This window comes from uncultured Clostridium sp. (assembly GCF_934754915.1).
Lineage (GTDB): Bacteria > Bacillota > Clostridia > Clostridiales > Clostridiaceae > Clostridium.
Window position 1 is genome coordinate 20,160 of the sequence record NZ_CAKVKB010000014.1, and the last position, 26,880, is coordinate 47,039.

General features: G+C 29.7%; 22 protein-coding genes and 1 riboswitch. Of the genes, 11 read left to right on the forward strand and 11 right to left on the reverse strand.

The features are described from left to right. The first annotated feature begins 1 nt into the window (after position 1). Genes Q0F58_RS04265 through Q0F58_RS04275 form a run of 3 tightly spaced genes read left to right on the forward strand, consistent with a single transcriptional unit; the run spans position 2 to position 3,021 of the window. A complete protein-coding gene (locus Q0F58_RS04265) occupies positions 2-1,024 on the forward strand; it encodes an iron ABC transporter permease (protein ID WP_294372964.1) in 1,023 nt (340 codons plus the stop codon). Further along, positions 1,021-1,827, forward strand: coding sequence for an ABC transporter ATP-binding protein (locus tag Q0F58_RS04270; protein WP_294372967.1), 807 nt, complete (start codon positions 1,021-1,023; stop codon positions 1,825-1,827). Before Q0F58_RS04265 ends, Q0F58_RS04270 begins: the two co-directional genes overlap by 4 nt. A gap of 45 nt (positions 1,828-1,872) precedes the next feature. Further along, the gene (locus Q0F58_RS04275; protein ID WP_294372969.1) at positions 1,873-3,021 is read left to right on the forward strand and encodes an ABC transporter substrate-binding protein; all 1,149 of its coding nucleotides are present in this window, start codon (positions 1,873-1,875) and stop codon (positions 3,019-3,021) included. A 113-nt stretch (positions 3,022-3,134) separates the two neighbouring features. Here the strand turns inward: Q0F58_RS04275 and argF are convergent, their stop codons facing one another. The 9 genes from argF to Q0F58_RS04320 form a co-directional block, all read right to left on the reverse strand. Then, the gene (gene argF, locus Q0F58_RS04280; RefSeq protein ID WP_294372971.1) at positions 3,135-4,055 is read right to left on the reverse strand and encodes an ornithine carbamoyltransferase; all 921 of its coding nucleotides are present in this window, start codon (positions 4,053-4,055) and stop codon (positions 3,135-3,137) included. Between the two features lie 179 nt (positions 4,056-4,234). Continuing rightward, positions 4,235-5,419, reverse strand: coding sequence for an aspartate aminotransferase family protein (locus Q0F58_RS04285; RefSeq protein WP_294372973.1), 1,185 nt, complete (start codon positions 5,417-5,419; stop codon positions 4,235-4,237). A gap of 173 nt (positions 5,420-5,592) precedes the next feature. Beyond that, positions 5,593-6,450 carry an acetylglutamate kinase gene (gene argB, locus Q0F58_RS04290; protein ID WP_294373005.1) on the reverse strand — a complete coding sequence of 286 codons (858 nt, stop codon included), beginning with the start codon at positions 6,448-6,450 and terminating at the stop codon, positions 5,593-5,595. 78 nt (positions 6,451-6,528) lie between these two features. Next, positions 6,529-7,758 (reverse strand): bifunctional glutamate N-acetyltransferase/amino-acid acetyltransferase ArgJ, encoded by a 1,230-nt coding sequence (gene argJ / locus Q0F58_RS04295; RefSeq protein WP_294372975.1) that lies wholly within the window; start codon positions 7,756-7,758, stop codon positions 6,529-6,531. A gap of 61 nt (positions 7,759-7,819) precedes the next feature. Next, complete coding sequence (gene argC, locus Q0F58_RS04300) at positions 7,820-8,854, reverse strand: N-acetyl-gamma-glutamyl-phosphate reductase (RefSeq protein WP_294372977.1); 1,035 nt, start codon at positions 8,852-8,854, stop codon at positions 7,820-7,822. A gap of 293 nt (positions 8,855-9,147) precedes the next feature. After that, a complete protein-coding gene (argH, locus tag Q0F58_RS04305) occupies positions 9,148-10,530 on the reverse strand; it encodes an argininosuccinate lyase (RefSeq protein WP_294372979.1) in 1,383 nt (460 codons plus the stop codon). A 1-nt stretch (position 10,531) separates the two neighbouring features. Then, positions 10,532-11,755: an argininosuccinate synthase gene (locus Q0F58_RS04310; protein ID WP_294372981.1), complete on the reverse strand. Its 1,224-nt coding sequence runs from the start codon at positions 11,753-11,755 to the stop codon at positions 10,532-10,534. Positions 11,756-11,978: 223 nt separating this feature from the next. Next, positions 11,979-12,359 carry a DUF4363 family protein gene (locus Q0F58_RS04315; RefSeq protein ID WP_294372983.1) on the reverse strand — a complete coding sequence of 127 codons (381 nt, stop codon included), beginning with the start codon at positions 12,357-12,359 and terminating at the stop codon, positions 11,979-11,981. Beyond that, a complete protein-coding gene (locus tag Q0F58_RS04320) occupies positions 12,356-13,048 on the reverse strand; it encodes a DUF421 domain-containing protein (protein WP_294372985.1) in 693 nt (230 codons plus the stop codon). The genes Q0F58_RS04315 and Q0F58_RS04320 overlap by 4 nt, the downstream gene beginning before the upstream one ends. A 284-nt stretch (positions 13,049-13,332) precedes the next feature. Here Q0F58_RS04320 and Q0F58_RS04325 point away from each other — a divergent pair, with 284 nt between their 5' ends. Further along, the gene (locus Q0F58_RS04325; protein ID WP_294372986.1) at positions 13,333-14,988 is read left to right on the forward strand and encodes a nucleoside kinase; all 1,656 of its coding nucleotides are present in this window, start codon (positions 13,333-13,335) and stop codon (positions 14,986-14,988) included. Between the two features lie 58 nt (positions 14,989-15,046). Here the strand turns inward: Q0F58_RS04325 and Q0F58_RS04330 are convergent, their stop codons facing one another. Then, on the reverse strand, positions 15,047-15,382 hold the full coding sequence (locus tag Q0F58_RS04330; RefSeq protein ID WP_367118150.1) for a methyl-accepting chemotaxis protein: 336 nt from the start codon (positions 15,380-15,382) through the stop codon (positions 15,047-15,049). 303 nt (positions 15,383-15,685) lie between these two features. Between Q0F58_RS04330 and sdaAB the strand changes: the two genes are divergently transcribed. The 6 genes from sdaAB to cooS all read left to right on the forward strand — a co-directional run bounded on the left by sdaAB (position 15,686) and on the right by cooS (position 22,706). Further along, on the forward strand, positions 15,686-16,360 hold the full coding sequence (gene sdaAB, locus Q0F58_RS04335) for an L-serine ammonia-lyase, iron-sulfur-dependent subunit beta (protein WP_294372988.1): 675 nt from the start codon (positions 15,686-15,688) through the stop codon (positions 16,358-16,360). A 38-nt stretch (positions 16,361-16,398) separates the two neighbouring features. Then, entirely contained in the window at positions 16,399-17,286 is an 888-nt protein-coding gene (gene sdaAA, locus Q0F58_RS04340) for an L-serine ammonia-lyase, iron-sulfur-dependent, subunit alpha (protein WP_294372991.1), read from the forward strand. Positions 17,287-17,416: 130 nt separating this feature from the next. Then, positions 17,417-17,537, forward strand: a riboswitch (SAM riboswitch). 113 nt (positions 17,538-17,650) lie between these two features. Further along, the gene (locus Q0F58_RS04345) at positions 17,651-18,664 is read left to right on the forward strand and encodes an ABC transporter substrate-binding protein (RefSeq protein ID WP_294372993.1); all 1,014 of its coding nucleotides are present in this window, start codon (positions 17,651-17,653) and stop codon (positions 18,662-18,664) included. Beyond that, complete coding sequence (locus Q0F58_RS04350; RefSeq protein ID WP_294372995.1) at positions 18,664-19,428, forward strand: ABC transporter permease; 765 nt, start codon at positions 18,664-18,666, stop codon at positions 19,426-19,428. Before Q0F58_RS04345 ends, Q0F58_RS04350 begins: the two co-directional genes overlap by 1 nt. A 38-nt stretch (positions 19,429-19,466) precedes the next feature. Continuing rightward, entirely contained in the window at positions 19,467-20,240 is a 774-nt protein-coding gene (locus tag Q0F58_RS04355) for an ABC transporter ATP-binding protein (protein WP_294372998.1), read from the forward strand. A 432-nt stretch (positions 20,241-20,672) separates the two neighbouring features. Next, on the forward strand, positions 20,673-22,706 hold the full coding sequence (gene cooS / locus Q0F58_RS04360) for an anaerobic carbon-monoxide dehydrogenase catalytic subunit (protein ID WP_294373000.1): 2,034 nt from the start codon (positions 20,673-20,675) through the stop codon (positions 22,704-22,706). A gap of 204 nt (positions 22,707-22,910) precedes the next feature. On the opposite strand, the gene Q0F58_RS04365 is transcribed toward cooS, so the two are convergent. Beyond that, positions 22,911-24,014: a hybrid sensor histidine kinase/response regulator gene (locus tag Q0F58_RS04365; RefSeq protein ID WP_294373001.1), complete on the reverse strand. Its 1,104-nt coding sequence runs from the start codon at positions 24,012-24,014 to the stop codon at positions 22,911-22,913. Positions 24,015-24,212: 198 nt separating this feature from the next. Here Q0F58_RS04365 and Q0F58_RS04370 point away from each other — a divergent pair, with 198 nt between their 5' ends. Then, on the forward strand, positions 24,213-26,831 hold the full coding sequence (locus Q0F58_RS04370) for an ATP-binding protein (RefSeq protein WP_294373003.1): 2,619 nt from the start codon (positions 24,213-24,215) through the stop codon (positions 26,829-26,831). Positions 26,832-26,880 lie beyond the last annotated feature (49 nt).

Sequence of the window (26,880 nt, forward strand, 5' to 3'; positions counted from 1 at the left end):
AATGAAAGAAATAATTAGGAAGAAAAGTGTTTTTATAAAGATATTACTTTTAGTATCACCAATAATAGTAGGAATTATAGCGTTATGTGTTGGAAGATATGTACTTACATTAGGAGAAGTAAGGGATGTATTAGTAAATCAATTTATAAATTCATCGGTAAATGTTCCGGAAACTAATATTTCAGTAGTATGTAATGTGAGAATGCCGAGAATAATACTTGCAATGCTTGTTGGAATGGGACTTTCAGTATCAGGAGCTGCTTTTCAGGGATTATTTAGCAATCCCCTCGCTACACCAGACACACTTGGTGTAGCAGCAGGAGCAAGTTTTGGCGCAGCTCTTGGTTTATTGATAACTGAAAATATGTTTGCAGTTCAAATTATTGCACTTATTTTTGGTCTTATTGCAGTTGGTGGAACTTATATGATAAGTAAGATTCAAGGAAAAACAACTATACTAATGGTTGTTTTGTCTGGAATGGTAACATCATCATTTTTTCAGGCATTAATATCATTAATAAAATATGTGGCAGATCCAGAAACAAAACTACCAGCAATAACTTACTGGCTCATGGGAAGTATGGCAAGTGTGTCATATAAAACAATTGCAACAGGAATTCCATTTATTCTTATTGGAGTTATCATTATTTATCTTCTCAGATGGAGACTTAATATACTTGCATTGAGTGAAGATGAAGCTAAAACTATGGGAGTTAAGGTATCAAGGCTTAGATGGATAGTTATACTGGCAGCAACTCTTGTTACAGCATCAGCTGTTTCTATGTGTGGTCAGGTTGGATGGATAGGCCTTTTGATTCCACATATTTCAAGAATGCTGGTTGGAACAAATCATAAAAGAGTTGTTCCTGTGAGTATAAGTCTTGGTGCTTCTTATATGATTATAATTGACACATTTGCAAGAAGCATAGTTGCAACAGAAATACCATTATCAATATTAACGGCTCTTATAGGAGCTCCAGTATTTGCATATCTGCTCAGAAAAACAGGAGGTGGATGGGTATGATATTTGAAGTAAAAAATGGATATTATGGATATGAAAAAGGTAAAAATCTTTTTCAAGATATAAACTTAAAAGTTAATGAAGGAGAAGTATTAACAATTTTAGGTGCTAATGGAGTTGGGAAAACTACACTGCTAAAGTGTATGATGGGACTTTTTAAGTGGAATAAAGGGGAAACCCTTATAGATAATGTGAATATAAAAGATATACCTTATCAAGAGATATGGAAGAAAATTGGATATGTTCCTCAGGCAAAAAATTCAGCATTTTCATATACAGCTGAGGAAATGATATTGCTTGGAAGATCAGCACATTTAGGGTTATTTAAACAGCCTAAAAAGGAAGATTTAAAAATTGCAGAAGAAGCAATGGATATAGTAGGAATAAGCTATTTGAAAAATAAATACTGCAATCAAATGAGTGGAGGAGAACTCCAGATGGTTCTTATAGCAAGAGCACTAGCATCTAAACCTAAGATGCTTGTTATGGATGAACCAGAATCAAATCTGGATTTTAAAAATCAGCTTATAATACTTGAAACAATTGAAAAACTTTCAAAGGAATATAAAATATCATGCATAATAAATACTCATTATCCAGAACATGCTTTAAGGGTGGGAAATAAAGCACTCATTTTATGCAGGAATTACAATAAATTTTATGGAGATGCAGAAGAAATAATAAATAGCGAAAATATGAGAAAAGCATTTGGAGTAGAAGTAGCAATTGAAAATATACAGATTGAAAGAAAAAACTTCACTTATGTATTTCCGATAAAGTTTGTTACAAATGAGCAATGTATATAAAAAGTCTAATAAAAAATATATTATATAAAATTTAGGGGGATAAGAATGCTTAAAAAAATATTATCAATTGGATTGGCTATGTGTCTTAGTGTAGCACTTATAACTGGATGTAAAAATGCAAATCAAGCTGATAGCATTGCAAATCAAAATACATCTGTAGTAGCAGAAGAAGGCGATACAAGAACTATTGTAGATCAAATGGGAAATACAGTTGTTCTTCCTAAAGAAGTAAATAGAGTTGTTATTGCATCAGTATGGCCTTTGGCATCAGTATACTGTTTATCAATGGGATCAACAGATAAATTAGTTGGACTTGATCCAGCCATAATTAGTGCAGCAAAAAATTCAATGCTTATGAAGGTTGCGCCAGATATTGTTGATATAGATAGTAGTTTTAGTAACAATGGTTCTTTAAGTGTAGAAGAACTGATAAAATTAAAGCCAGATGTTGTATTGTATGCATCAGGAGTTCCAGAGGATTATGAAGTTGCTAAGAAAGCTGGAATTCCAGCTGTAGGTTTTAGCTTAAGCATTAAGGATTATAATGCTATTGAAACTATAAACAGTTGGATGGAATTGCTAGGTGAAGTTATGGGAAAAGACATGGTTAATGAAGAATATATCAAGTATGGAACTGATATGCAGAATATGGTTGCTGAACGTCTTAAGGATGTTAAGGAAGAAGATAAACCAAGAGATATGTTCATTCATAAATATAGTGAATCTACATTAACAATTCCGGGGGATAAGTCATGGGCTGAATATTGGATTAGTGCATCAGGAGGAAGAAATGTTGCAAAAGATGCTGTTGAAGGAACACTTGAAACTGATATGGAACAGATATATAAGTGGAATCCAGACAAGATATTTATAACCAATTTCAATGATGCTATGCCAGAAGACCTTTATAATAATACATTATCAAATTATGACTGGAGTAATGTATCTGCAGTTCAGAATAAAGAAGTAAGAAAGATGCCACTTGGAATGTATAGATGGTATGTATGCTGCTCAGATTCACCATTAGTATTATTATGGATGGCAAAACAAAATCAACCTCAGCTTTTTGCAGATATTGATATGGATAAAGAGATGAAGGAATTTTATAAAAAATTCTATAATATAGATCTTTCAGATTCTGATTTAGAGAAAATATATAATTCTTCTCGTGAAGCAGCAGGGGGAATAAAATAATTAAATATAAAAATATGAACATTATTATTTAATAAATATGAATAAAAAATGAAGTCAATTAATAGTATTAAATATTATTAATTGACTTCATTTATCATATTAAAGAATCAATGTTATTTCATTAACTTAACAAGTACAGCTTTTTGAGCGTGTAATCTGTTTTCTGATTCATCAAATATTTCATCAGCATGTGCTTCAAGAATTTCAGGAGTTATTTCTTCGTTTCTATGACATGGAAGACAGTGAAGAACCATAACATCTTCATTTGCAGCTTTTAGAAGTTCAGAATTAACCTGGAAGCCTTGAAAATGTGGAATCTTTTCTTTTGCTTCATCTTCATGTCCCATACTAACCCAAGCATCAGTAATGACTACATCAGCATCTTTAACAGCTTCTTCAGGTGAAGTTGTTGATATGAATTGAACTTTTTCCTTTTCAGCAATTTCCTTTGCACGATTTAAATATTTTTGTGAAACAGTATATTTTTCAGGAGAAGCAAGTGAAAAGTTCATTCCAACTTTAAGACAGCCAATCATAAGTGAACGAGCCATATTATTTCCATCTCCAACGAAAGCAACTTTTAAACCTTCAAGGATGTTTTTATTTTCTCTTATTGTCATAAGATCAGCTAAGACTTGACATGGATGTTCTTCATCAGTTAATCCGTTTATAATAGGAATAGAAGAATATTTAGCTAATGTTTCAGCTTCTTCTTGTGAGAAAGTTCTAATCATAATTCCTTGAATAAATCTTGAAAGAACTCTTGCAGTATCTTCAATAGGTTCACCACGTCCTATCTGTAAATCTTTATCACTTAAAAATAAAGCATTTCCTCCTAATTGATACATACCTACTTCAAAAGATACTCTTGTTCTTGTTGAAGCTTTTTCAAAAATCATGCCTAAACTTTTTCCTTTTAAAAGAGGATGTTCTATGCCATGTTTCTGTTCGTATTTAAGCTGATCAGCTAAATTTAATATATCTAAAATTTCTTCTTTTGATAAGTCGTCCATTTTTAACAAATCTTTTTTCACGAAAATACCCCCAAAGGCAATTGCAATTGATAAAGGACAATAGAAATTATGAAATGATTTCATAAATACATGTTAATAATAAAATACCATTATAATGAGTTTCAATATATGACAGCTTATTTGATGATTAAATAATGAAAGTGTCCTAATAATCAATTGAATTGCAAAATTTTTATTAATTATTCACTTATATTTGATAATACATCAAGGATTATATCTGCACCTTGTTTTAATTCTTCTTTGCTGATTATTAGTGGTGGAAGAAGTCTTACAACATCTTTTCCAGCAGTTAATACTAATAATCCTTTTTTAAGACATTCTTTTTGAACAAGAGAAGGAGCACATGTAACTTTTATTCCAATCATTAATCCCATTCCACGTGTATCAACAACTTTTGGATTGTTTGCTTTTTCAATGATTTCTCTTACATAAGAGCCTTTTTCAGCAATTTCTTTATAAGAAGTTTCATTGCATAATTGATCAAGAACCACTAATGCACCTGAACATACAACAGGATTAGCACCAAAAGTTGAACCATGATCACCAGGTTGGAATACATCCTGAACTTTTTCATTACATAGGAATCCACCAATAGGAAGTCCTGCACCTAAGCCTTTTGCAACAGTTACGATATCAGCTTTGACATCAAAATTTTCATATCCAAATAATTTTCCAGTTCTAGCAATACCACATTGAACTTCATCAAAGATTACAAGAATATCTTTTTCATTGCATATTTTAACGACTTCTTGAACGAAATCCTTATTTAAAGGAATAACTCCACCTTCACCCTGAATAGCTTCAAGCATTATTGCGCATACATCAGGTGTAAGTTTTTCTTTGAAATCTTCAATATCATTAGCTTTTACATAGTTAAATCCTTCAGTGAAAGGGTAGAAGAATTTATGAAATTTTTCTTGTCCAGTAGCTTTTAAAGTTGTAATAGTTCTTCCATGGAAAGATTGTATTAAAGTAAGAACTGTACTTCTTCCTTCACCATATTTATCAAAGCTGTATTTTCTGGCTAATTTTATAGCACCTTCATTGGCCTCAGCTCCAGAGTTTCCAAAGAAAACTTTTTTCATTCCAGCTTTTTCAGTTAATTCTTTTGCAAGTTTTACACTTGGTTCTGTAAAAAATATGTTTGAAGCATGGGCAAGTGTATTTAATTGTTTAGAAGTAGCTTCAACCCATTTTTTATTTCCATAACCTAGTGAACTTACACCGATTCCGCTTGTAAAATCTAAATATTTATTATTATCCTGGTCATAAAGATAAACGCCTTCACCTTTAACTATTACTGGATCTAAACGACCATAACTGTTTACTAAATGATTTTTTGCTTCGTTAAAATCATATGCCATTTATTTAATCCCCCTTTTTATATGAAATATACATATAGATTTTTTATATAAATAAACTCAAAATATTATTATGCAAAATATAAATTTATATTTTTTCATAATAAAACTTTAATCAAAGAAATCTCATAATATTTCTTCTATAATTGACAAATGTCCATTGTCAATTGATGTAACTAATATATCATTGTTCCAACACCTTCAGGTGTAAATAATTCAAGTAAAATAGAGTGGTGTATACGTCCATCTAATATTATGGCTCTTTCAACACCCATTCTTACAGCTTCAACACAACAGTCTATCTTAGGAATCATACCACCTTTGATGACTCCTTCAAGACATAATTTTGGTATCTGATGAAGTCTTAATGTGCTTAATAAAGAAGAAGGATCACTTGGATCTTTCATAACTCCTGGAACATCTGTAAGAAGTATTAATTCTTCAGCTTTTAAAGCAGATGCTATTTTTGATGCACATGTATCTGCATTTATATTGTAAGGTTTATCATCATCCTCACCAAGCGCAACACTTCCAATAACAGGAATATATCCTGAATTCATAGCAGTTTTCAATACATCGGTATTAACTTCAGTAACTTCACCAACATATCCTAAATCAACATCCGATTCTAATTTTTTGGCTTTTACTAAACCGCCATCCATACCACATAATCCAAGAGCTTTTCCACCAAACTTTTGAATTAATGAAACTAAATCCTTGTTTACTTTTCCGCCAAGAACCATTTGAACAACTTCTATGGTTACATCATCTGTATATCTTAAGCCATTAATGAATTCGCTCTTATGATTTAATCTCTTTATTAAATCTGAAATAGCTGGACCTCCACCATGAACTACTACAGGTTCAATACCAACACATTTCATCAAGATAATATCATTAATGACTGTTTCTTTTAATTCTTCATTTATCATTGCATTTCCACCATATTTTATAACAACGATTTTTCCACGATATTTTTGTATATATGGAAGTGCATTGACTAATATTTCAGCTCTTTCTGAATAATTCAAAATAAACCCCCCGTTTTTGAATTACAGGATGAAAAAATAATTTTCATCCTGTAATAAGAAATATATTAAATAATAGTTTTCTTAGCTTCTATAATCTCCATTAATCTTTACATAATCATAACTTAAGTCACATCCCCATACATAAGCACTGAAATTGCCTTGACATAAGTCTACTTTAATTATTACTTCTTTTTGGTCTAAAACTTTTTTAGCTAAGTCTTCATCAAAAGCAACTGAGCTTCCATTTTTGCATACTTCAATTTCTCCACCGCAGCTTGCAAAGGAAACATTAACTTTTTCAGGATCAAATTCAACATTTGCATAACCAAGAGCACATAAAATTCTTCCCCAGTTAGCATCACTTCCAAACATTGCTGTTTTAACAAGACTTGAATTTATTACACTTTTACCAAAGAGTACTGCATCTTTTTCGCTTGCAGCACCAGAAATCTGGCATTCTAATAGTTTTGTTGCACCTTCACCATCTTTGGCAATATTCTTAGCCATAATTGTATTTACTTCTTTTAATGCATTTACAAAAGCATCATAATTTTCATCTTTTTCAGTTATAGTAGGATTACCAGCCTGTCCGTTAGCTAAGATGAAAATAGAATCATTAGTGCTTGTATCTCCATCAACACTTACTCTGTTGTAAGTAACAGTAACAGTTGATTTTAAAGCTTCATCAAGAAGCTGAGGAGATATTGAAAGGTCTGTTGTTAAGAATGAAAGCATAGTTCCCATATTAGGTTCAATCATTCCAGAACCCTTGGCCATTGAACCAATTGTTACTTTTTTATCACCTACATTAAATTCAACAGCTAACTGCTTCATGTAAGTATCAGTTGTCATAATGGCAGAAGCTGCATCTTCATTTCCGTTTTTAGATAATTTTTCTGTAAGTAGAGGAATTCCATCTTTTATTGCATCAATGTTTAAAGGAACACCAATAACTCCAGTAGAAGCAACTAAAACATCATCAGCTTTTAAATTTAAAGCTTTTGCTTGAAGAACTGTCATTTTTTTTGCTTTATTTAAACCATCATCACCATTACATGTGTTTGCATTACCACTATTTATTATTATTGCTTGAGCTTTTTTATTTGCTAAGTGTTCTTTACATATGTAAATAGGAGCCCCTTTAACTTTATTTTTTGTGAACATGCCAGCAGCATTAGCTGGTACTTCAGAATAAATTAAAGCTAAATCCTTTTTTACTGAAGAAGAACCTTGTTTGATACCACAGTGGATACCTGATGCAAGAAACCCCTTTGGAGCAGTAACTCCTCCGTCTATAAATTTTATTTCCATAAATAAAAACCCCCTTTTAGTTCAATAGATAATTGATTTCTCTTTAGTTATTTGATATTGATTAAAACGCAGGTGCTATTAAGTTTAATCCTTCAGTTTCATCAAAACCTAAGATTATATTCATATTTTGAATAGCTTGTCCGGCAGCACCTTTTATCATATTATCAATTGTGCTTACTACTATTATTTGATCTTTTCTATGATTTAAGTGAAGTGAAACATAGCAGTCATTTGAAAATCTTACATTTTTTATAGAAGCTGTTTGACCTAATGGAAGTACATGTACAAAAGGCATGTCTTTGTAACATTCTTCATAAAGTTTATGTATTTCTTCAAGATTTACTTCTTTTTTAGGAGTACAGTATATTGTTGAAACTATACCTCTGTTGATTGGAAGAAGATGAGGAGTGAATGTTACAGTTACCTTTTCATCTGCCATTGTAGATAGGATTTCTTCAATTTCTGGTGTATGTCTATGTGCACCAACTTTATATGGAGCAAATGTTTCATTTTCATCAGGGAAGTGAGTAGTCTGAGAAAGACCTCTTCCTGAACCAGTTGTACCTGATTTTGAATCACAGATTATATTTTTTGTTTCTATTAATGAATTTTTTAATAATGGCATTAATCCTAAATTAATAGTAGTTGGATAACATCCAGGATTAGCAATAAGCTTACATTTTTTGATTTTATCCTTATTTAATTCAGGAAGTCCATATACACATTGTTTATGAAGTTCAGGCTGATTGAATTTTTTTCCGTACCAGTTTTCATATTCAGCTTCACTAGATAATCTGAAATCAGCACCCATATCGATACAGATTTTGTTGTTTTCAACGGCTTTTTTTGCTATATCTTCACTTAATCCATGAGGTAATGCTGTAAAGATAACATCTGATTTTGCAATAACATCTTCAGCAGTTTCACATACTAAATCTGTTTTGTTTAAAAAGTTAACATATACATTGCTTATTTCCTGTCCTTCAAATGAAACTGAGCTTAAAGCTGCAACTTCAACTTTTGGATGTGATAATAATAATCTTAAAAGTTCAGCACCAACATATCCAGTAGCACCGATTATTCCTATTTTTGTCATTTATATAGCCTCCAGATTTTATTTGACAGTTAATAGTTAACAATCAAACAGTTTAAAAAATAAATTTTACAACTTGTTGATTTAAGTTAATTGATTAGCTGAAATATAGTTTTATATATTCCAAATAATAAAAATCCATGATATTAAAGAAATCTTGAAAAGATTTTGCCCTTTATTGTCAATTGGAATATATATTTTCCATAGAAATATTTTTAAAGAAGAACTCTTAAATAAAGTTTAAAAATTCTTCTTTAAAACTTATTTTTGTATAATTATCTTTAATTAAATTATCCTTAGTTCATATGATTATTTATAAACTTTTCTAATGATTCAATTTGAGATTTAATTGATTCTCTCGAAGGACCACCTATAACCTTACGTTCTTCTACACATGTAACAAGGTCAATTGCATGATACACGTCTTCTTCGAAGATAGGAGAGAATTTCTTAAGTTCATCAAGATTTAATTCTTCTATCATCTTATCTTGTTTTATACATTCAAGAACTATCTCACCTACAACACCATGAGCATCTCTGAATGCCATTCCTTTTTTAACAAGATAATCTGCAAGGTCAGTAGCATTTGTAAATCCTTTTGCAGCACCTTTTCTCATGTTATCTTTTTTAACTCTCATTGTGTCTATCATTCCAGTAAATGTTGTAAGTGCAAGAAGAACTGTATCAAGTCCATCAAATAGACATTCTTTATCTTCCTGCATATCTTTGTTATATGCTAAAGGAATACCTTTCATAACAGTGAGAAGTGTCATAAGATCACCATAAACTCTACCTGTTTTACCTCTTACAAGTTCTGCAACGTCAGGATTTTTTTTCTGAGGCATTATAGAACTTCCTGTACTATATCCATCATCAAGTTCTATAAAGCTGAATTCATTTGAACACCAAAGAATAATCTCTTCTGAAAATCTTGAAAGATGCATCATTATCATTGAAAATGCAGATAATGCTTCAATTGCATGATCTCTGTCTGATACACTGTCTAAGCTGTTTACAGTAGGTCTTGAGAATCCAAGGGCTTTGGCTACAGCTTCTCTGTCTAAAGGATAAGTAGTAGTAGCAAGAGCTCCTGCACCAAGTGGCATTGTATCCATTCTTTCAAGACAGTCTTCAATTCTTGTAATATCACGTTTAAACATTTCAGCATAAGCTAAAAAGTGAAGTGCAAGAGTTATAGGCTGTGCTTTTTGAAGATGAGTATAGCCTGGCATTATTGTATCTATATTTTCATTAGATTTCTTTAAAAGAACTTTTTCAAGACTTATAAGTTCTTCCTTTACAGTTAATAATGATTTTCTTAAATAAAGCTTTAAATCTAAAGCAACCTGGTCATTTCTGCTTCTTCCAGTATGAAGTTTTTTACCATTTTCTCCAATGTAGTATGTTAAAGTACCTTCAACAAAGCTATGGATATCTTCAGAAGTCATATCTATTTCAATTGAACCACTGTCAATTCTTTTTAATATTTCAAGGAGGCCAGAAACAATTCTGTCACTGGCATCTTTTGAAATTATACCTTGATCTCCAAGCATTGAAGCATGAGCAATACTTCCTTCGATATCTTCACGATACATTCTTGAATCAAATGGAATAGAAGAGTTAAAATCATTAACACTTTTGTCAGTTCCTTTTTTAAAACGTCCGCCCCAAAGTTTCATATTATTTAACCTCTTTCTTAAGGCTTGCTTGCATTTTTGCTCTAACTACTGATGGTAGTCCATAAAGACTTATAAATCCAGCTGAATCTTTTTGATTGTAAACACCATCTTCTCCAAATGTAGCATATTCTTCACTGTATAATGAGTATGGTGAAGTCATACCAGCATTTACGATGTTTCCTTTATATAATTTTAATTTGATTTCACCTGTAACAGTTTCTTGAGTTTTATTAACAAATTCAGTTAATGCTTCTCTAAGAGGAGTGAACCATTGACCATTGTATACTAAATCAGCAAATTTTAAAGCGATTTGTTGTTTGTAGTGAGCTGTTTCTTTATCTAAGCAGATTTCTTCAAGGTCTTTATGAGCTGCATAAAGGATAGTTCCACCTGGAGTTTCATAAACACCTCTTGATTTCATACCAACAAGTCTGTTTTCAACCATGTCAGTAATACCTATAGCATTTTCACCACCAACTTTGTTAAGTGCTTCTAATAATTCAACACTGTTCATTTTCTTACCGTTTAAAGCAACAGCAATACCTTTTTCAAATGTTAAAGTGATGTAAGTAGGTTCATCTGGTGCTGCTTCTAAAGTTTTAGAAAGCTCTAAGATTTTATCATATTTTGGTTCATTTTCTGGAAATTCTAAGTCTAATCCTTCATGACTTAAATGCCAGATGTTTTTATCTTTACTATAGTTAGTTTCACGATTTATTTTTAATGGAATATTTTTTGATTCTGCATATTCAATTTCTTCTTCTCTAGATTTGATATCCCAAACTCTCCAAGGAGCTATTATTGGCATTTCTGGAGCAAATGCCTTTACTGCAAGTTCAAATCTAACCTGATCATTTCCCTTACCAGTACATCCGTGACATATTGCATCTGCACCTTCTTTTTTAGCTATTTCAACTAATCTCTTTCCAATTAAAGGTCTTGCAAATGAAGTTCCAAGTAAGTATTTTCCTTCATATATTGCACCAGCTTGAATAGTAGGGAAGATATAGTCATCAACAAATTCTTGAGTTAAATCTTCTATATATAATTTTGATGCTCCTGTTTTTATTGCTTTTTCTTCTAGTCCGTCTAATTCATCTTTTTGTCCAACATTACCACATACAGCTATAACTTCACATCCATAATTTTCTTTTAACCATGGAATTATAATTGATGTATCTAATCCTCCTGAATAAGCTAAAACTACTTTATTATATTTTGCCATTTTAAAAGCCCCCTCTTATAATACATTGTTAGTTATGTAAAAAAATAATAAAATTACTAAATTAACTTGTTTTTTTTATAATTATACAACCGCTATGCATAAAAATCAACACTTTGTGTAAAAATATTCATAAAAAATAAAGTTTTATGCATAAAAAATTATAATGTACAATATATTTATGCAATAAATATGCAAAAGAAGAGAAAAAATAATAGACAATATTTTAAAATATATTGCCTATAGTAACGTTTTGAAGATCTTTAATTGTATCTGCTCCGTATTTTATATAATGTAATGAAGCAAAAGCTTCACTTATATCATCTTTGGAAATGTATATGCATAATTTTGCGGTCTCATATTTCAAGATATCATAATCCTGATGATTTACATATATTGAAGCAGAAAATATATTTTCTTCAATAGAGTTTAATAGTTCTGTTGATTTTTCATAAGCTGTATCATAATCTCCATTTAATAGCATTATTTCTAAATCATCAGTCGTAGCAATGATAGAATCACATAAATTGACTACAGAATTATTTAGAAAGAAAATACAAATCAATAAACTGAAAAAAATAATTATTGATATTATTGCATTTTTCATAGAGCACACTCCTTTTCGTAGTCATCATAATATTGCACAAAAAATTTGCCTTCAGTATCGTACATTGCTATAAGTATATTATCAATATTATCAATTCCATGTTTTTTCAGTGTGTTCATAATACATTCACTATCTTTGTTTATAGATGTTATGGAATTTTTATTTATTTTTCCATCAGCTACAAGGATTTTAGGAAAGATTAACTTTGAATTTGATGTCTTGTCACTACTGCTATTGTTAGTATTATAATTTTTAGGCAGAATTGATAATTGACCACTGTTTTCTAAAATGGCATATTGAATTTCATTAAGATTATAGCATTTTGCAAGTCTTAACTCTTCGAATAATTCGTCAAGATTTATCTGTTGTTTTTTTAATGCATCATAGTTGATTTTTCCATTATATATGAGAATACATGGAGAACCATCTAATATATTACGAGCACTCTGAATTTTTAATTCTATTTGAGTTATTAAGGTTTTTAAGAATAATAAGGTTATAATTGGTACAATTCCTTGAAGAAGTGGATATCTCTGATCTTGCATTGGCAATGAAGCTAAATCAGAAATCATTATTGTTATTACAAATTCATAAGGCTCAAGTTCACCAATCTGACGCTTTCCCATTAATCTCATAACCAAAACTACAATAGAATATAATAAAATTGTTCTTATACATACAATAATCATAAACTAAACACCTCTAATTATAATATCTGTAAAAGTAGAATTATTATACATGGAAACATTATTTATAATGATGTGAACAATTTATAGAAGAAAAACTATAATATACTTAGAAGAACATTTGCAGATTTTAGAAGAGAATAATAAAATATTTAGGTATAGTACTATTGATTTTAATTTATATAATTGTAGAATTTATATTTTTAATTTGGACACTATAAAAAATATAATTGATTTATTAATTATATTTTTTATTAGATAATCTTGTAGAGGGAGCTGAAAAATGCATGTTAAAGGACAAAGATAATATTTTATATAGAACATTTAAAGCTAAAAAAGGTATGACATTTTATGAACTGCTTTCTGAAAATGGAACAGAAGTCCTTAAGAATGCAGCCATATGTAGACTTAATGGAAAAAATCATGAATTAAATGAGTCTATAAGTGAAGATGGAGATATTTCAATAATTGGATTTAATACTGAACTTGGAATGGATATATACACAAGAACTCTTCAATTTATATTTATCAAAGCAGCACTTGAATTGTTCAAGAATGCAGAAATAACTATTGAACATTCAATAAGCAAAGCAATTTATGGAGAGATATATAAGGACACTGAACTTAAAGAAGAAGAATTGATAAAAATAAAAAATAGAATGCAAGAAATAATTAATGCTGATATACCAATAAGAAGAGTGAAGGTTTCAAAAGAAGAAGCTATAAAGATATTTTCTGGTTATAATATGAAAGATAAAGTAAAACTTTTTGAAAATTGTAATATGGAAGAGATTCAGCTTTGTGAATTAGATGGCATGTATGATTATTTCTATGAATGTATGGCATATTCTACAGGTGTAATTAATCTGTTTGATTTAGAAAAATATGAATCTGGATTCATACTAAGAAGACCAGATATGAATAATTTAGTTACATTAGAGCCCTTTAAGGAACAGAAAAGTCTTTCAAAAATATTTAAAGAAACTAAAAAGTGGCTAAACATAATAGGAATTAGTGATGTCGGAACATTAAATGAAAAATTAGCTAATAATGAAATGCAGAATGTAATAATGGTTGCAGAAGCTCTTCATGAAAAGAAAATAGCTAATATTGCTGATGAAGTAAATAACAGAAAAGGTATCAAGATAATTCTTATTGCTGGTCCATCTTCTTCAGGTAAGACAACTTTAGCAAATAGATTGGGCATACAGCTTAGAGTAAATGGAATGATTCCAATTCGAATTTCTTTAGATGATTATTTTGTTAATCGTGATAAGACGCCATTAGATGAAAATGGAGATTATGATTATGAATCCATTGAAGCGCTTGATTTAAAACTTCTGAACAGTAATCTTGAACATCTTATGAAAGGCATTGAAGTTGAACTTCCAGAATATAATTTTAAAACAGGAAAAAGAGAATGGAATGGAAATAAAGTAAAACTTCCTGAGAATGGAGTTTTAATATTAGAAGGAATACATGGACTAAATCCCAAACTTATATCAAAAGAATTAAGGAAAAATGTATTTAAGATATATATATCTGCACTTACACAATTAAATATTGATAATCATAATAGAATTTCAACTACTGATTCAAGAAAAGTGAGAAGGATAGTAAGAGATTCTATATCAAGGGGATATGGTGCAGAAGAAACGTTGAAGATGTGGCCTTCAATAAAAAGAGGAGAAAAGAAAAACATATTTATATATCAGGAAGAAGCCGATGCTGTATTTAATTCTACACTTGTATATGAACTTGGAGTATTGAAACCTTTTGCTGTCAGAGAATTAGAAAAGATTCCACAGGAAAGTTCTGTTTATGCTGAAGCAAGAAGATTGAAAGCATTCCTAAACTTTTTTAGAGAAATAAATGTGGATGAGGTTCCTATGAATTCCATATTAAGAGAATTTATTGGAGGATCATGTTTTTATAGATATTAATAATAAACTGCCTTATAAAGATTATAATTATAATTTTTATGAGGCAGTTCCTTTTTTGTTAATCAATATTAGCAAAATTTTTTAATGATTCTGCATCTGAGCTTAAGTTTTGTATTTCTAAGTTTATGTTTTCAAGTGCTTTAGATTGATCAATTAATATATTGTTTGAACTATTGAACTTTTCTTTGATTTCAGATACAGATTTTGAAATTGAATTTAAGATAACATTTATTTTATAAACAGATTCTTTAGTTGATTGTGGAAGTTTTCGTATTTCATTTGAAACCACACTAAAGCCTTTACCATATTCTCCAGCGCGAGCTGATTCTATTGCAGCGTTTAATCCTAAAAGATTAGTCTGCTTGGTTATTCTTTTAACAAAGTGTATATAAATACTATTTTTATAAAGAGTAAGTTAAGAATATCATTAATAAAAATTTATATTTTGCATTAGTAAAGGATAAAATAAAGTATAGATACTTTTTATATATTATGCTTTAATAAATATTAAAGAATATATTTTAGATTAACAATATGTATTTTCCAATTTACAAGTGATAATGAATGATGAAATCTTTTTAAGATTTTTTGTTTATTAATTGAGCGGATGATTTTGATTTATTGTCAAAGCTATGTAATTATTTAGCTGAATATACTAAAGAATATTTTAAAATACAAGAAGATTAAGGAGTATATTATGAAAGGTATAGGAATTTTTGATATACTAGGGCCAATTATGATTGGACCTTCAAGTTCACATACAGCAGGAGCTGCCAGACTTGGCAAAATTGCAGGAAGTATAGCTGGAGGAGATATTGCTGAAGTTACATTTCTTCTTCATGGTTCTTTTGCCAAAACCTATAAGGGACATGGAACAGATAGGGCTTTAGTTGCAGGAATACTTGGAATGGAACCTAGTGATGAAAGACTTAGAAATTCTATGGATATTGCTAGAGAAAAAGGAATTAAATTTTTATTTAAAGAAGCAGATTTGGGAGATGTTCATCCTAATACTGTTAAATTTATAATGAGAACATCAGATGATAAATATTGTGAAGTCATGGGATCATCAATAGGTGGAGGTAATATTAAGATTTGTGAAGTCAATGATAATGAAGTGGAATTTACAGGAATGTATGAAACACTTATAGTTACTCACAAAGATGCACCTGGGGTAATTCATGATGTTACACATATACTTTACAGTCAAAATATAAATGTTGCTTTCATGAAAGTTTTTAGAGATAGAAAAGGTCAGGAAGCTACTATGATTTTTGAAATGGACAGCAAAGTAAGTGAAGAGACAAAAAAGAAAATTGAAGAAATTGAACTTGTGTATAATGTTATTTCAATAAGTCCAGCAAAAGAATAATATCAATAATAAAAATAAACTATAAAGGGATGAAAAAGATGCTTGCAAAAACAGGAGAAGAATTATTAGAAATATGCAAAAAACACCATATTTCATTAAGCGAATATGCAATAAGGTGTGAAGTTGAAGAAAAAGGTATGACAAGAGAAGAAGTAATAGAAAAAATGAGAAAGAATCTTCAAGTAATGATTTCAGCTGCATCAGAAGGAAGACATAAAGAAGTACATTCTGTAAGTGGACTAATTGGTGGAGATGGATTTAAAATAAATAATTATGTAAGAAAAGGAAAGACATTGACAGGAACAGCAACAAATCTTGCTATGGCTATGGCGTTATCATCATCTGAAGTTAATGCTTCAATGGGAAAGATAGTGGCGTGTCCAACAGCAGGATCATGTGGAATTCTTCCAGCAGTAATACTTGCAGCTGGTGCACAGCTTGAACTTGATGAAGATGGACTTATAAAAGGTCTTCTTGCGGCAGCTGCTGTTGGAATGATAATAGGAATGAATGCAACACTATCAGGTGCTGAAGGAGGATGTCAGGCAGAATGTGGTTCTGCTTCAGCTATGGGGGCAGCAGCAGTTGTGGAAATGATGGGTGGAACTCCTAAAATGAGTCTTGATGCAGGTTCAATAATTCTTCAAAATGTACTTGGTCTTGTATGTGATCCTGTAGGAGGTCTTGTTGAGATTCCTTGTGCGAAAAGAAATGCTCAAGGAGCTGTAACAGCATTATGTACAGCAGATATGGTTATGGCAGGAGTTGAAGCAAAAATACCCTTTGATGATGCTGTAAGTGCAATGTATAAAGTTGGAAGATCTATGCCAGTAGAATTAAGGGAAACAGCTCTTGGAGGAATTGCAATAACACCTTCAGGTCTAAAACTTAAAGAACAGGTTTTTGGAAAGGAACCACAATGCTAGGAGAATAACCTGAATTTAGTAATAAAAATTTATTTTTTGAATATTTTCCATTTTTATGTTGACATGAGAGAAATGAATCTATATAATTAATCATATCAAAGTGATATGATTACTAAAATTAAATAAATAATTTTTATCAAGAAAGACTGAGGGACTGGCCCTGTGACGTCTGGCAACCTGAATTATATATCATTTTATTTAATTTAAGGTGCTAATTCCTGCAGATATGATATATGTCTGAGAGATAAGAATGTAAGCGTCGAAGTTTTTTATGCTGTTTTCTTATTTTGAGGAACAGCTTTTTTATTGAATTTAAATCAGAGTAATTATATCAACATATTTCATAATTATAGGGGGCAGATTAATGAAAAAGAAAGTAAGCAATGTAAAAAGCAATAATGTAAACAAAAGGGGACTTAAAATATTATTCAGAAAATTTTCATTAATTATGTGTGTTATGTGCATAGTAAGCATTTTTGCTGGATGTGGAAACAGCAATAAATCAGATAATGGAAGTGCATCTGGAAATGAAAATTCAATAAAAATAGGATACCTTCCAATAACTCATGCAATACCACTTTATGTTGAGAAAGAAAAAGAAAATTCAGCTATAGAATTAGTTAAGTTTGGTTCATGGCCAGAACTTATGGAAGCTTTAAATTCAGGAAAAATTGATGGGGCATCAGTTTTAATTGAACTTGCAATGAAAGCAAAATCACAAGGAATAGATTTAAAGGCAGTGGCACTTGGTCATACAGATGGAAATGCAGTAATTGTTTCAAATGATATAAATAGTGTATCAGATTTAAAAGGAAAGAATTTTGCAATTCCTAATAAACTTTCAACACATAATATTTTATTATATCAATTATTAAAAAGTGAAAACATGACTTATAACGATATTAATATTGTAGAACTTTCACCAGCAGAAATGCCTGTTGCACTTCAAGAAAAAAGAATAGATGGATATTGTGTTGCAGAACCATTTGGAGCTAAATCAGTTGCAGTTAATAATGGAAAAGTATTAAAACAATCTGGAGAAATAATTCCAAATTCAATATGCTGCTCATTAGTTCTTAGAGGTGAGTTTATAGAAAACAATAGGGAAAAAGCTAAAGAAGTTGTGAATGGATATAAAAAGGCATCACAATATATATCTGCGAATAAAGAAGACACAAAAAAATTATCAAAAAGTTTTCTTAATGTCAGTGGAGATGCATTAGAATTATCTCTTGGATGGATTGAATTTGATAAATTAAAGATTGAAAAAGAGGATTATGACACATTAAGCAAATATCTTTTAGAAATGAATCTTTTAGATAGTGAAATTTCATATGAAGATTTTGTTGATAATTCACTTTTGGAAGAGGTGGAATAATGAATAAGAAGAAATGTATAAATGTTACAATAGGTTTAGGAATATTAGTATTACTATGGATATTTGCTTCATTATCAAGCAAGACAGGAAATACAGTTATTCCATCTCCTAAAGATGTTTTTGAAGCATTTAAGGAACTGTTTGAAGGTGGACTTTTATTTGAGTATATAGGAATTAGTCTTTATAGATTTTTTGTTGGATATATTTCATCAGTATTAGTTGCAATAATTTTAGGGCTTATAATGGGCTGGTATACAAAAATATGGGATATAGTTGATCCTATTGTTCAGGTACTTAGACCAATATCTCCAACAGCGTGGTTTCCATTTATAGTAATTGCTTTTGGAATAGGTAATCTTCCAGCTATTGCAATAATATTTATTGCAGGTTTTTTCCCAGTATTGCTATCAACAGTATCAGCAGTAAAAAAAATAGATAAAACTTACTTGAAAGTGGCAGGAAATTTTGAAATTAAGGGAATTTACCTTATAACAAAGATTGTAATTCCAGCAATATTTCCTTATATAGCAAATGCTATGCACATAGCTCTTGGAACAGCATGGATTTTCCTTGTTGCAGGGGAAATGGTTGGAGCACAATCAGGGTTAGGATATTTAATAATAGATGCTAGAAATAATTTGAGAACTGATATGCTTTTAGCTGGAATAATCTTGATTGGAGTAATAGGTCTTATATTAGATAAATTAATAGGAAAAATTGAAAGAACTATAAGTATAAGATGGGGTAAAGTCATAGAGTCATAAGATAGAAGTCATAAAATATTTTTTGGGGAAGTGGATCGATGAGCAGTATAGAAATTAAGAATGTAACAAAAATTTTTAAAAGTGATAATAAAGAATATAAAGCATTAGATAATATAAATTTAAAGATAGATGAAGGAGAATTTGTATGCCTTCTAGGTCCAAGTGGATGTGGAAAAAGTACATTATTAAATATGATAGCAGGTTTTGAAAAACCAACAGAAGGTCAAATTTTAATTGATAATGAAGAAGTGGACAAACCAAGAATAGATAGATTAACAATATTTCAGGATTATGGACTTCTTCCATGGAGAAGTGTAGAGAAAAATGTGGAACTTGGACTTGAAAGTTTAAAGATTCCCAAGAAAGAAAGAAAAGAAATAAGTGAGAAATATATTAAGCTTGTAGGTCTTGAAAAATTTAAAAATCACCATCCTTCTGAATTATCTGGAGGAATGAAACAGAGAGTTGCAATAGCAAGAGCTCTTGCCAGCAGACCTAAAATTCTATTTATGGATGAACCATTTGGTGCATTAGATCCTATAACAAGAATAAAACTTCAGGAAGATATATTGAAAATACATAAAGAAGAGAAGATGACCGTAATATTTGTAACACATGATGTAGAAGAAGCTGTTTATCTTGGAAGCAAAATAGTTATATTATCTCCAAATCCAGGGAAAATAACAAAAGTCATGGAAAATGATTTGAGTAGGACAGATGAAAGATCAAGCAGTTCATTCTATTTAAAGAAAGATGAGATTTTCCATATTCTTGAACAAAATCTAAATAAAAATGTTGAATTCTATATTTAAAATGAGTTTTTTGGAACATATATATTTCAATTAACAAAGTACAATTGACAATGAAGGATGAAATCTTTTCATGATTTCTTTAATTATTATGTGGTTTTATTATTAGAACATATGAATTTATATTTTAAGTAGTATTTTGAAATATTGGTGAAGAAAATTATTATATGTTTCAAAAAGCAAAATGAAATAAGAACAGAGAAGAGATATGAAATCTGTATTGAATAAAATTATTGGAATTGTCAATTTTTAAGTGGAATATTTGTTATTGTATCAAAAATAATGTATATTATATATTATAAGGATAAAAAAGTTAAATGTTTTAAAATAAATTGAAAAATATTGTGTGTATTTGTTTAATAATTAATAAAAATTGATAAATTAAACAGTTGAATATTCAACTGTTAATTATAACTATAATGTGTGGAGGAATTTATGGAAAATAAAAACATAACTGATTTATTTGGAAAAGTAAGATATCACCATGAACTTATAGAAGGGGATGATCCTCACAACCATCATCATGAAAAGGGTCATGAAGTTAAGGACTATATACAGGCTGTAAATGAATATAGGAAGACATTTGCAAGTAAACAGGATGTATTAGATAAGACCCCAGATCCAGCAGTAAAACAGATGATTTTGAATATGAATCAATTAGGTTTTGATACAACATTTGACAGATTTGATAAACAGAAACCTCAATGTACATTTGGTCTTGCAGGTGTGTGCTGTAAAATATGTAATATGGGGCCTTGTAAGATAACTCCTAAAAGTTCAAGAGGAGTTTGTGGGGCTGATGCAGATTTAATAGTTGCAAGAAATTTATTAAGAAATTTAGCAGCTGGAGTTGCTCAGCATGGTATGCATGCAAGAGAAGTAATGCTATCATTAAAAAAAGCAGGAGAAGGAACTTTAGATCTTCCTATAATAGGAAAGGAAAAGGTTAAAGCAACTGCAGAACAATTTGGAATCAAAACAAAAGGAAAGAGCATAAAAAAGATAGCTTCTCAGCTTGCTGATGTTCTTCTTGAAGATTTATCAAGAACAGTACCCGGGGAATATAAAACAATAACTGCATGTGCTCCACCAGAAAGACAAAAAGTATGGAGTGATTTGGGTATACTTCCTATAAGTGCTTATCATGAAGTTTTTGAAGCATATCATAGAACAGGTGCAGCCACTGATGGAGACTGGAAAAATGTAATGGAACAATTTTTAAGATGTGGGTTAACATTTGTATTTTCAGGAGTTGTAGGTTCAGCAATCGCTACAGATGGTCTATTTGGAATAGGAGGCAGAGCTACTTCTAAAGTAAATGTTGGGGCTTTGAAAAAAGGATATGTTAATATTGCAGTTCATGGACATCTTCCTACATTAGTAAGTGAGATAGTAAAGGTTGGACAAACAGAAGAATTTATCAATAAAGCAAAAGAAGCAGGTGCAAAAGGAATACAATTTTATGGAATATGCTGCAGTGGACTTTCTGCAATGTACAGATATGCAGGAGTAATTCCATTATCTAATGCTGTTGGAGCAGAACTTGTTTTAGGAACAGGTGCTTTGGATTTATGGGTTGCAGATGTACAAGATGTATTCCCTTCAATAATGGATGTTGCTAGATGTCACAAAACTACAGTTGTAACAACAAGTGATAGTGCTAGACTTCCAGGAGCAGAACATTATGCATATGATCATTATCATTCAAATATGGATCAAACTAATGCATTAGCTAGAAAGATTGTAGATAGAGCAATAGAAAGTTTTAAGGATAGACAGGGAATGCCTGTATTTATTCCACCATATGAAACAACTGCTGAAATAGGATTTTCAGTAGAATACATAAATAAGAGATTTGGAAGCATGCAGCCATTAGCTGATGCGTTAAAATCAGGAAAAATACTTGGAATAGTAAATCTTGTTGGATGTAATAATCCAAGAGTTATTTATGAAAGAGCTATAGTGGATGTTACAGAAATTCTTCTTAAAAATAATGTTTTAGTATTGACTAATGGATGTGCATCATTCCCATTATTAAAACTAGGATTCTGTAATTTAGATGCTGTAAATAAGTGTGGAGATGGTTTAAAAGAATTCTTAGAAACAGATCTTCCACCAGTATGGCATATGGGTGAATGTATAGATAATACAAGAGCATCAGGAGTATTTGCTGGAGTGGCAGCAGCAAGTGGACATGATATTAAGGACATGCCTTATGCATTAGCAAGTCCTGAATGGTCTAATGAAAAAGGAATAGGTGCAGCATTAGCATTCAGGTTATTTGGTGTAAATTCTTATCATTGTGTTGAGGCACCAGTACAAGGATCAGAAAAAGTATCTGAATTCCTTAAGACTGGAACAAAAGACATTTTGGGATCTACCATGAATGTTGTTGTTGATCCTAAGGGGCTTGCGAATAAGATAGTAGAAGATTTTAAAGAAGCAAGAAAAAAATTAGGCTGGGATTAATAGCCGGTTGTTAAAAATTGTTTGACCTTCAAATAATATAGATTTATAATAATTTTATTAGAGGTAATGCGAAGACGTGTTACGGATTTATTTCCGTAGCACGTTTTTTGTTTAATCAGATAATTTATAGTAATAATAATTATGGCTGGCTGTGAAAATGAGATTTTAATGAAAAAAAATCACCATATAAATAATGTTATTGTATTAAAATTTATCAGCAATTAATGAATATAATGGAAAAGCAAGAGTTATTTTAGTGCCTTTATTCAATTCACTATATATTTCAACTTGTCCATCATGATGTTCCATGATTCGTTTTATTATACTAAGTCCTACTCCAGAGCCTTCAAAATCTTCTTTATTGTGAAGACGCTCAAACACATGAAACAGTTTATTTGAATATTTCATATTAAAACCTACTCCATTATCTTCAATATATATGTAAATAAATTTGGAAGTCTTTTTACAGGTTATATCTATGATAGATGGGTTTGAATTACGTGAAAATTTTAATGCATTTGAAAGTATATTTTGAAATAGAAGCTTAATTAAAGTTTTATCTCCTTTTATAACAGGAAGATTTGAACAGTTAAATTTAATATTACGTGAATGTTCTAAAGAAGATAATTCATTATAAATTGTTTCAGCTATTTCTGTAAGATTAACAGATTCAAAATTGCATTGAAACTGATTTATTTTTGATAGTTCTAGCAATCTTTCAATCATTAGAATGGTATCTTCTGATTTAGAAGTAAGCTGGTGAAGTATGTTTTTTACGTCTTCAGATTGATTAGGCTCAAGCTCTGAACATAAAAGATTTATGAGTTGAATTATAACAAGAAGTGGTGATTTTAAATCATGAGAAACAGTATGACAGAATTTATTGAGTTCATCATATGCTTTTTTAAGTTCTCTTTTCTGTAAGATTAATTTTATATGTGTATTTACTCTTGCAAGGAGTTCAGAGGAATTGTAAGGTTTAACGACGTAGTCCTGTGCACCTAATGAAAATCCTTTACTTATGCTGTATTCATCTTCTGAAGCAGTGATAAATATTATTGCAATATCTTCATAAAGAGGATTTGATTTTAGCATGCTGCATATTTCAAAACCATTAATATCTGGCATATTTACATCAAGAAGAATTAAAGTAGGGATTTTCTTTTCAATAAGCTTAAGGGCAGTAGTACCATTATTAGCAGCTCTTATAGAATAGTTTAGTGATTTTAATATTGAACTGGCAATATGTATGTGTTCTGGAGTATCATCTACTATCAATATGTTAATATCTTCATTTTTATTATTCATAAAAGCAATCCTTTCTTGTTGGAATTTTATAGCTGTTTTATAGATATATTATAGAATTTTGTATATATATGTTTCAATATTAAAATTACATTGCAAATTGTTTAATATATATAAAAATTAAAGAAATCTTGAAATGATTTTATTCTTCATTGTCAATTGAAATATATATTTCAATAAAAATAATAGGGGAGTGGTAATGTGAAAAAATTTGCTATAAGTCAGAAATGGATTAATCTTTTAATCTCATGTCTGTTATTTTTGATTATATATTCAATAATATACAGTGTTATGTACATACACATATGCATAAAAAATGAGCAAAATGAAGAGACCTTGAGATATGAATATGAGCAGATAAGTCAGACTTTAGTTCAGACATCAGATTATATGACAGAAGAAGTTAGAAATTTTGTTGTAACTAAAGATTTTCGGTATCTTGATGATTATTGGGAAGAAGTTGAGATAAATAAGAATAGAGAAAAAGTAATTGAAAAGCTGAATACAATGAAACTATCAGAAAGTGAAAAGCGTAATGTAAGTCTTGCAAAGGAATATTCAGATTATTTGATGGATACAGAATTGAGAGCTATGAAACTTATAATAGAAAGTTTAAAGATAGAGAATTTAAATTTACCTGATAAATTATTAAAATATAAACTTAATGTGTCTGATGAAAAACTGAATGAGGAAGAAAAAAAGCAAAAGGCATTGGAAATTCTTTTTAATGAAGAATATCTTCAAGGTAAAAAAGTAATTTCAGGTTCAATAAAAAATTTCCAAACAAGTATTAATGACAGATTAACAATGGAGATGAATAAATCTATTAAAAGTACAACTGAAGCATTAACAGTGCAAACATGTCTTTTGTCATTAAGTTTTGTATTGGTAATAATTGTACTTATTGTTTTTTATAAAGCATTTATGTTTCCAATAACAAATTATATTAAAATACTCAATGATACTTATTCTAGAACAAAAAAATATAATCTAAAACCTGAAGGTTCAAAAGAACTTCGTATACTAGCAGAGCAGTTTAATACACTATATGAAAATCTTGTAAAAGCTGATAATGCTAAAAGTGAATTTTTAGCTACTATGAGTCATGAAATAAGAACACCATTAAATACTATAATAGGATATAATCAGATTCTTTCAAATACAACTCTTACTGATAAGCAGATGAATGCAGTAAATATGTCTAAATTTGCAGCAAAGAACCTGATGAATATAATAAATAACATATTGGACTTTTCAAAACTTGAAAATAACAAGTTTGAAATTGAAAATGTTGTATTTGATTTTCATAATTATATGACTAATTTTAGAAAAGTATTTCTAAATGAATCACAAAAAAGAGGTTTATATTTTAATCTTTTTATGGAAGAAGATACACCTAAATTTGTTTATGGAGATGTTACAAAACTCAATCAGATTTTAATGAATATTATATCTAATGGATTAAAATTTATGAATACAGGAGGAATAACTCTTAAAGTTTCATGGAAGAATATAAATTTTCGCAGAATAAAATTTATATTTGAAATTCAAGATACTGGAATAGGAATAAAGCCGGATAAAATCAAGAATATATTTGAACCATTTGAACAATCCAACGCTTCTATAACAAGAAAATATGGTGGAACAGGATTAGGACTTGCTATATGTAAAAAACTTGCTAAGTTATTTGATGGAGATGTTACTGTTGAGAGTACGTATGGTGTTGGAAGCACTTTTTATGTAACTGTAGTTCTTCAAAGAGCAACTAATGAAGAAAAAGAAGAAATTGAATTGCAAGAATATATGGAAGAAAAGGTTTATTTTGATGATATTACAGTATTAATTGTAGATGATAATGAGATAAACAGCATTATGGAAAAGGAACTTCTTAAAGATTATGGATTTGATATATGGATTGTAAATAGTGGATTTGAAGCAGTGGAATTGTGCAGAAAGAGATTTTTTAATCTTATATTAATGGATATACGTATGGAAGAAATGGATGGTTATGAAACTACAAAAAGGATAAGGAAAAATGGATTGTGCAAAGAATCATATATAATGGCTCTTAGTGCAGATGGGATAGGTTTTATGAAAAATAAGGAAAAGAATTTAGGAATTGATGATTTTTTAACAAAGCCTTTAGATATTGATGTCATGATATCAAAATTAAAAGAGGTATTTCAATATAGGGTCTGTGATAATGAAAAGAGCAAAAATTTAAATTTGTTTGATAATAGAGAAGACAATTTATATGATTATATAAATATGAAAAAAGCAATTGTTAATCTTGGAAACAATAAAAATCTATATGTGGATATATTGAAAAGATTTGTAAAAAATTATAGTGAATCAGCAGATGAAATAAAGAAAATATTTGATAATAAAGAATATGAAAAAATGGATGATATTCTTCATACATTAAAAGGTATTAGCGGTTCTATAGGAGCAGAAAAACTCTATGATACAATAATTAAATTTAGAGAGTACATAAAACATGAACAGTATGATGATATAAGTAAAAATATTTATGAATTTTCATCTATATATAAAAGTACTTTAGATGAAATAAATAAGATTATAGCAAATGAAAGTAAGGATAATTCAAATGAAACAGACAATGAAATTAAAGATACGGAGAATATTATATGTAAACTTAAGGAGGCTATAGAGAATGGAGATATAGAGGCTGTAGACATATTTCAAAATAATAAGGAAAATCTGCAGAAATATTTTAAAGAAGAAGAATTCAAAAGCATGGAGGAATTCCTTGAATCTTATGATATGGAAAATGCACTAAAGATTTTGAAAAGCAGGTGATTAATAATGTATAATGTTTTATTTGTAGATGATGATATGAGTCTTAGAT

Bases quoted from the DNA above. Each gene is read 5' to 3' on its own strand.
- Q0F58_RS04325 (WP_294372986.1), top strand. From the start codon at position 13,333: ATGTTAAAGGACAAAGATAATATTTTATATAGAACATTTAAAGCTAAA.
- Q0F58_RS04275 (WP_294372969.1), top strand. From the start codon at position 1,873: ATGCTTAAAAAAATATTATCAATTGGATTGGCTATGTGTCTTAGTGTA.
- cooS (WP_294373000.1), top strand. From the start codon at position 20,673: ATGGAAAATAAAAACATAACTGATTTATTTGGAAAAGTAAGATATCAC.
- Q0F58_RS04355 (WP_294372998.1), top strand. From the start codon at position 19,467: ATGAGCAGTATAGAAATTAAGAATGTAACAAAAATTTTTAAAAGTGAT.
- argC (WP_294372977.1), bottom strand. From the start codon at position 8,854: ATGACAAAAATAGGAATAATCGGTGCTACTGGATATGTTGGTGCTGAA.
- Q0F58_RS04365 (WP_294373001.1), bottom strand. From the start codon at position 24,014: ATGAATAATAAAAATGAAGATATTAACATATTGATAGTAGATGATACT.
- Q0F58_RS04265 (WP_294372964.1), top strand. From the start codon at position 2: ATGAAAGAAATAATTAGGAAGAAAAGTGTTTTTATAAAGATATTACTT.
- sdaAA (WP_294372991.1), top strand. From the start codon at position 16,399: ATGCTTGCAAAAACAGGAGAAGAATTATTAGAAATATGCAAAAAACAC.
- argJ (WP_294372975.1), bottom strand. From the start codon at position 7,758: ATGGAAATAAAATTTATAGACGGAGGAGTTACTGCTCCAAAGGGGTTT.
- Q0F58_RS04315 (WP_294372983.1), bottom strand. From the start codon at position 12,359: ATGAAAAATGCAATAATATCAATAATTATTTTTTTCAGTTTATTGATT.
- Q0F58_RS04270 (WP_294372967.1), top strand. From the start codon at position 1,021: ATGATATTTGAAGTAAAAAATGGATATTATGGATATGAAAAAGGTAAA.
- sdaAB (WP_294372988.1), top strand. From the start codon at position 15,686: ATGAAAGGTATAGGAATTTTTGATATACTAGGGCCAATTATGATTGGA.
- Q0F58_RS04350 (WP_294372995.1), top strand. From the start codon at position 18,664: ATGAATAAGAAGAAATGTATAAATGTTACAATAGGTTTAGGAATATTA.
- Q0F58_RS04285 (WP_294372973.1), bottom strand. From the start codon at position 5,419: ATGGCATATGATTTTAACGAAGCAAAAAATCATTTAGTAAACAGTTAT.
- Q0F58_RS04320 (WP_294372985.1), bottom strand. From the start codon at position 13,048: ATGATTATTGTATGTATAAGAACAATTTTATTATATTCTATTGTAGTT.
- Q0F58_RS04310 (WP_294372981.1), bottom strand. From the start codon at position 11,755: ATGGCAAAATATAATAAAGTAGTTTTAGCTTATTCAGGAGGATTAGAT.
- argH (WP_294372979.1), bottom strand. From the start codon at position 10,530: ATGAAACTTTGGGGCGGACGTTTTAAAAAAGGAACTGACAAAAGTGTT.
- Q0F58_RS04345 (WP_294372993.1), top strand. From the start codon at position 17,651: ATGAAAAAGAAAGTAAGCAATGTAAAAAGCAATAATGTAAACAAAAGG.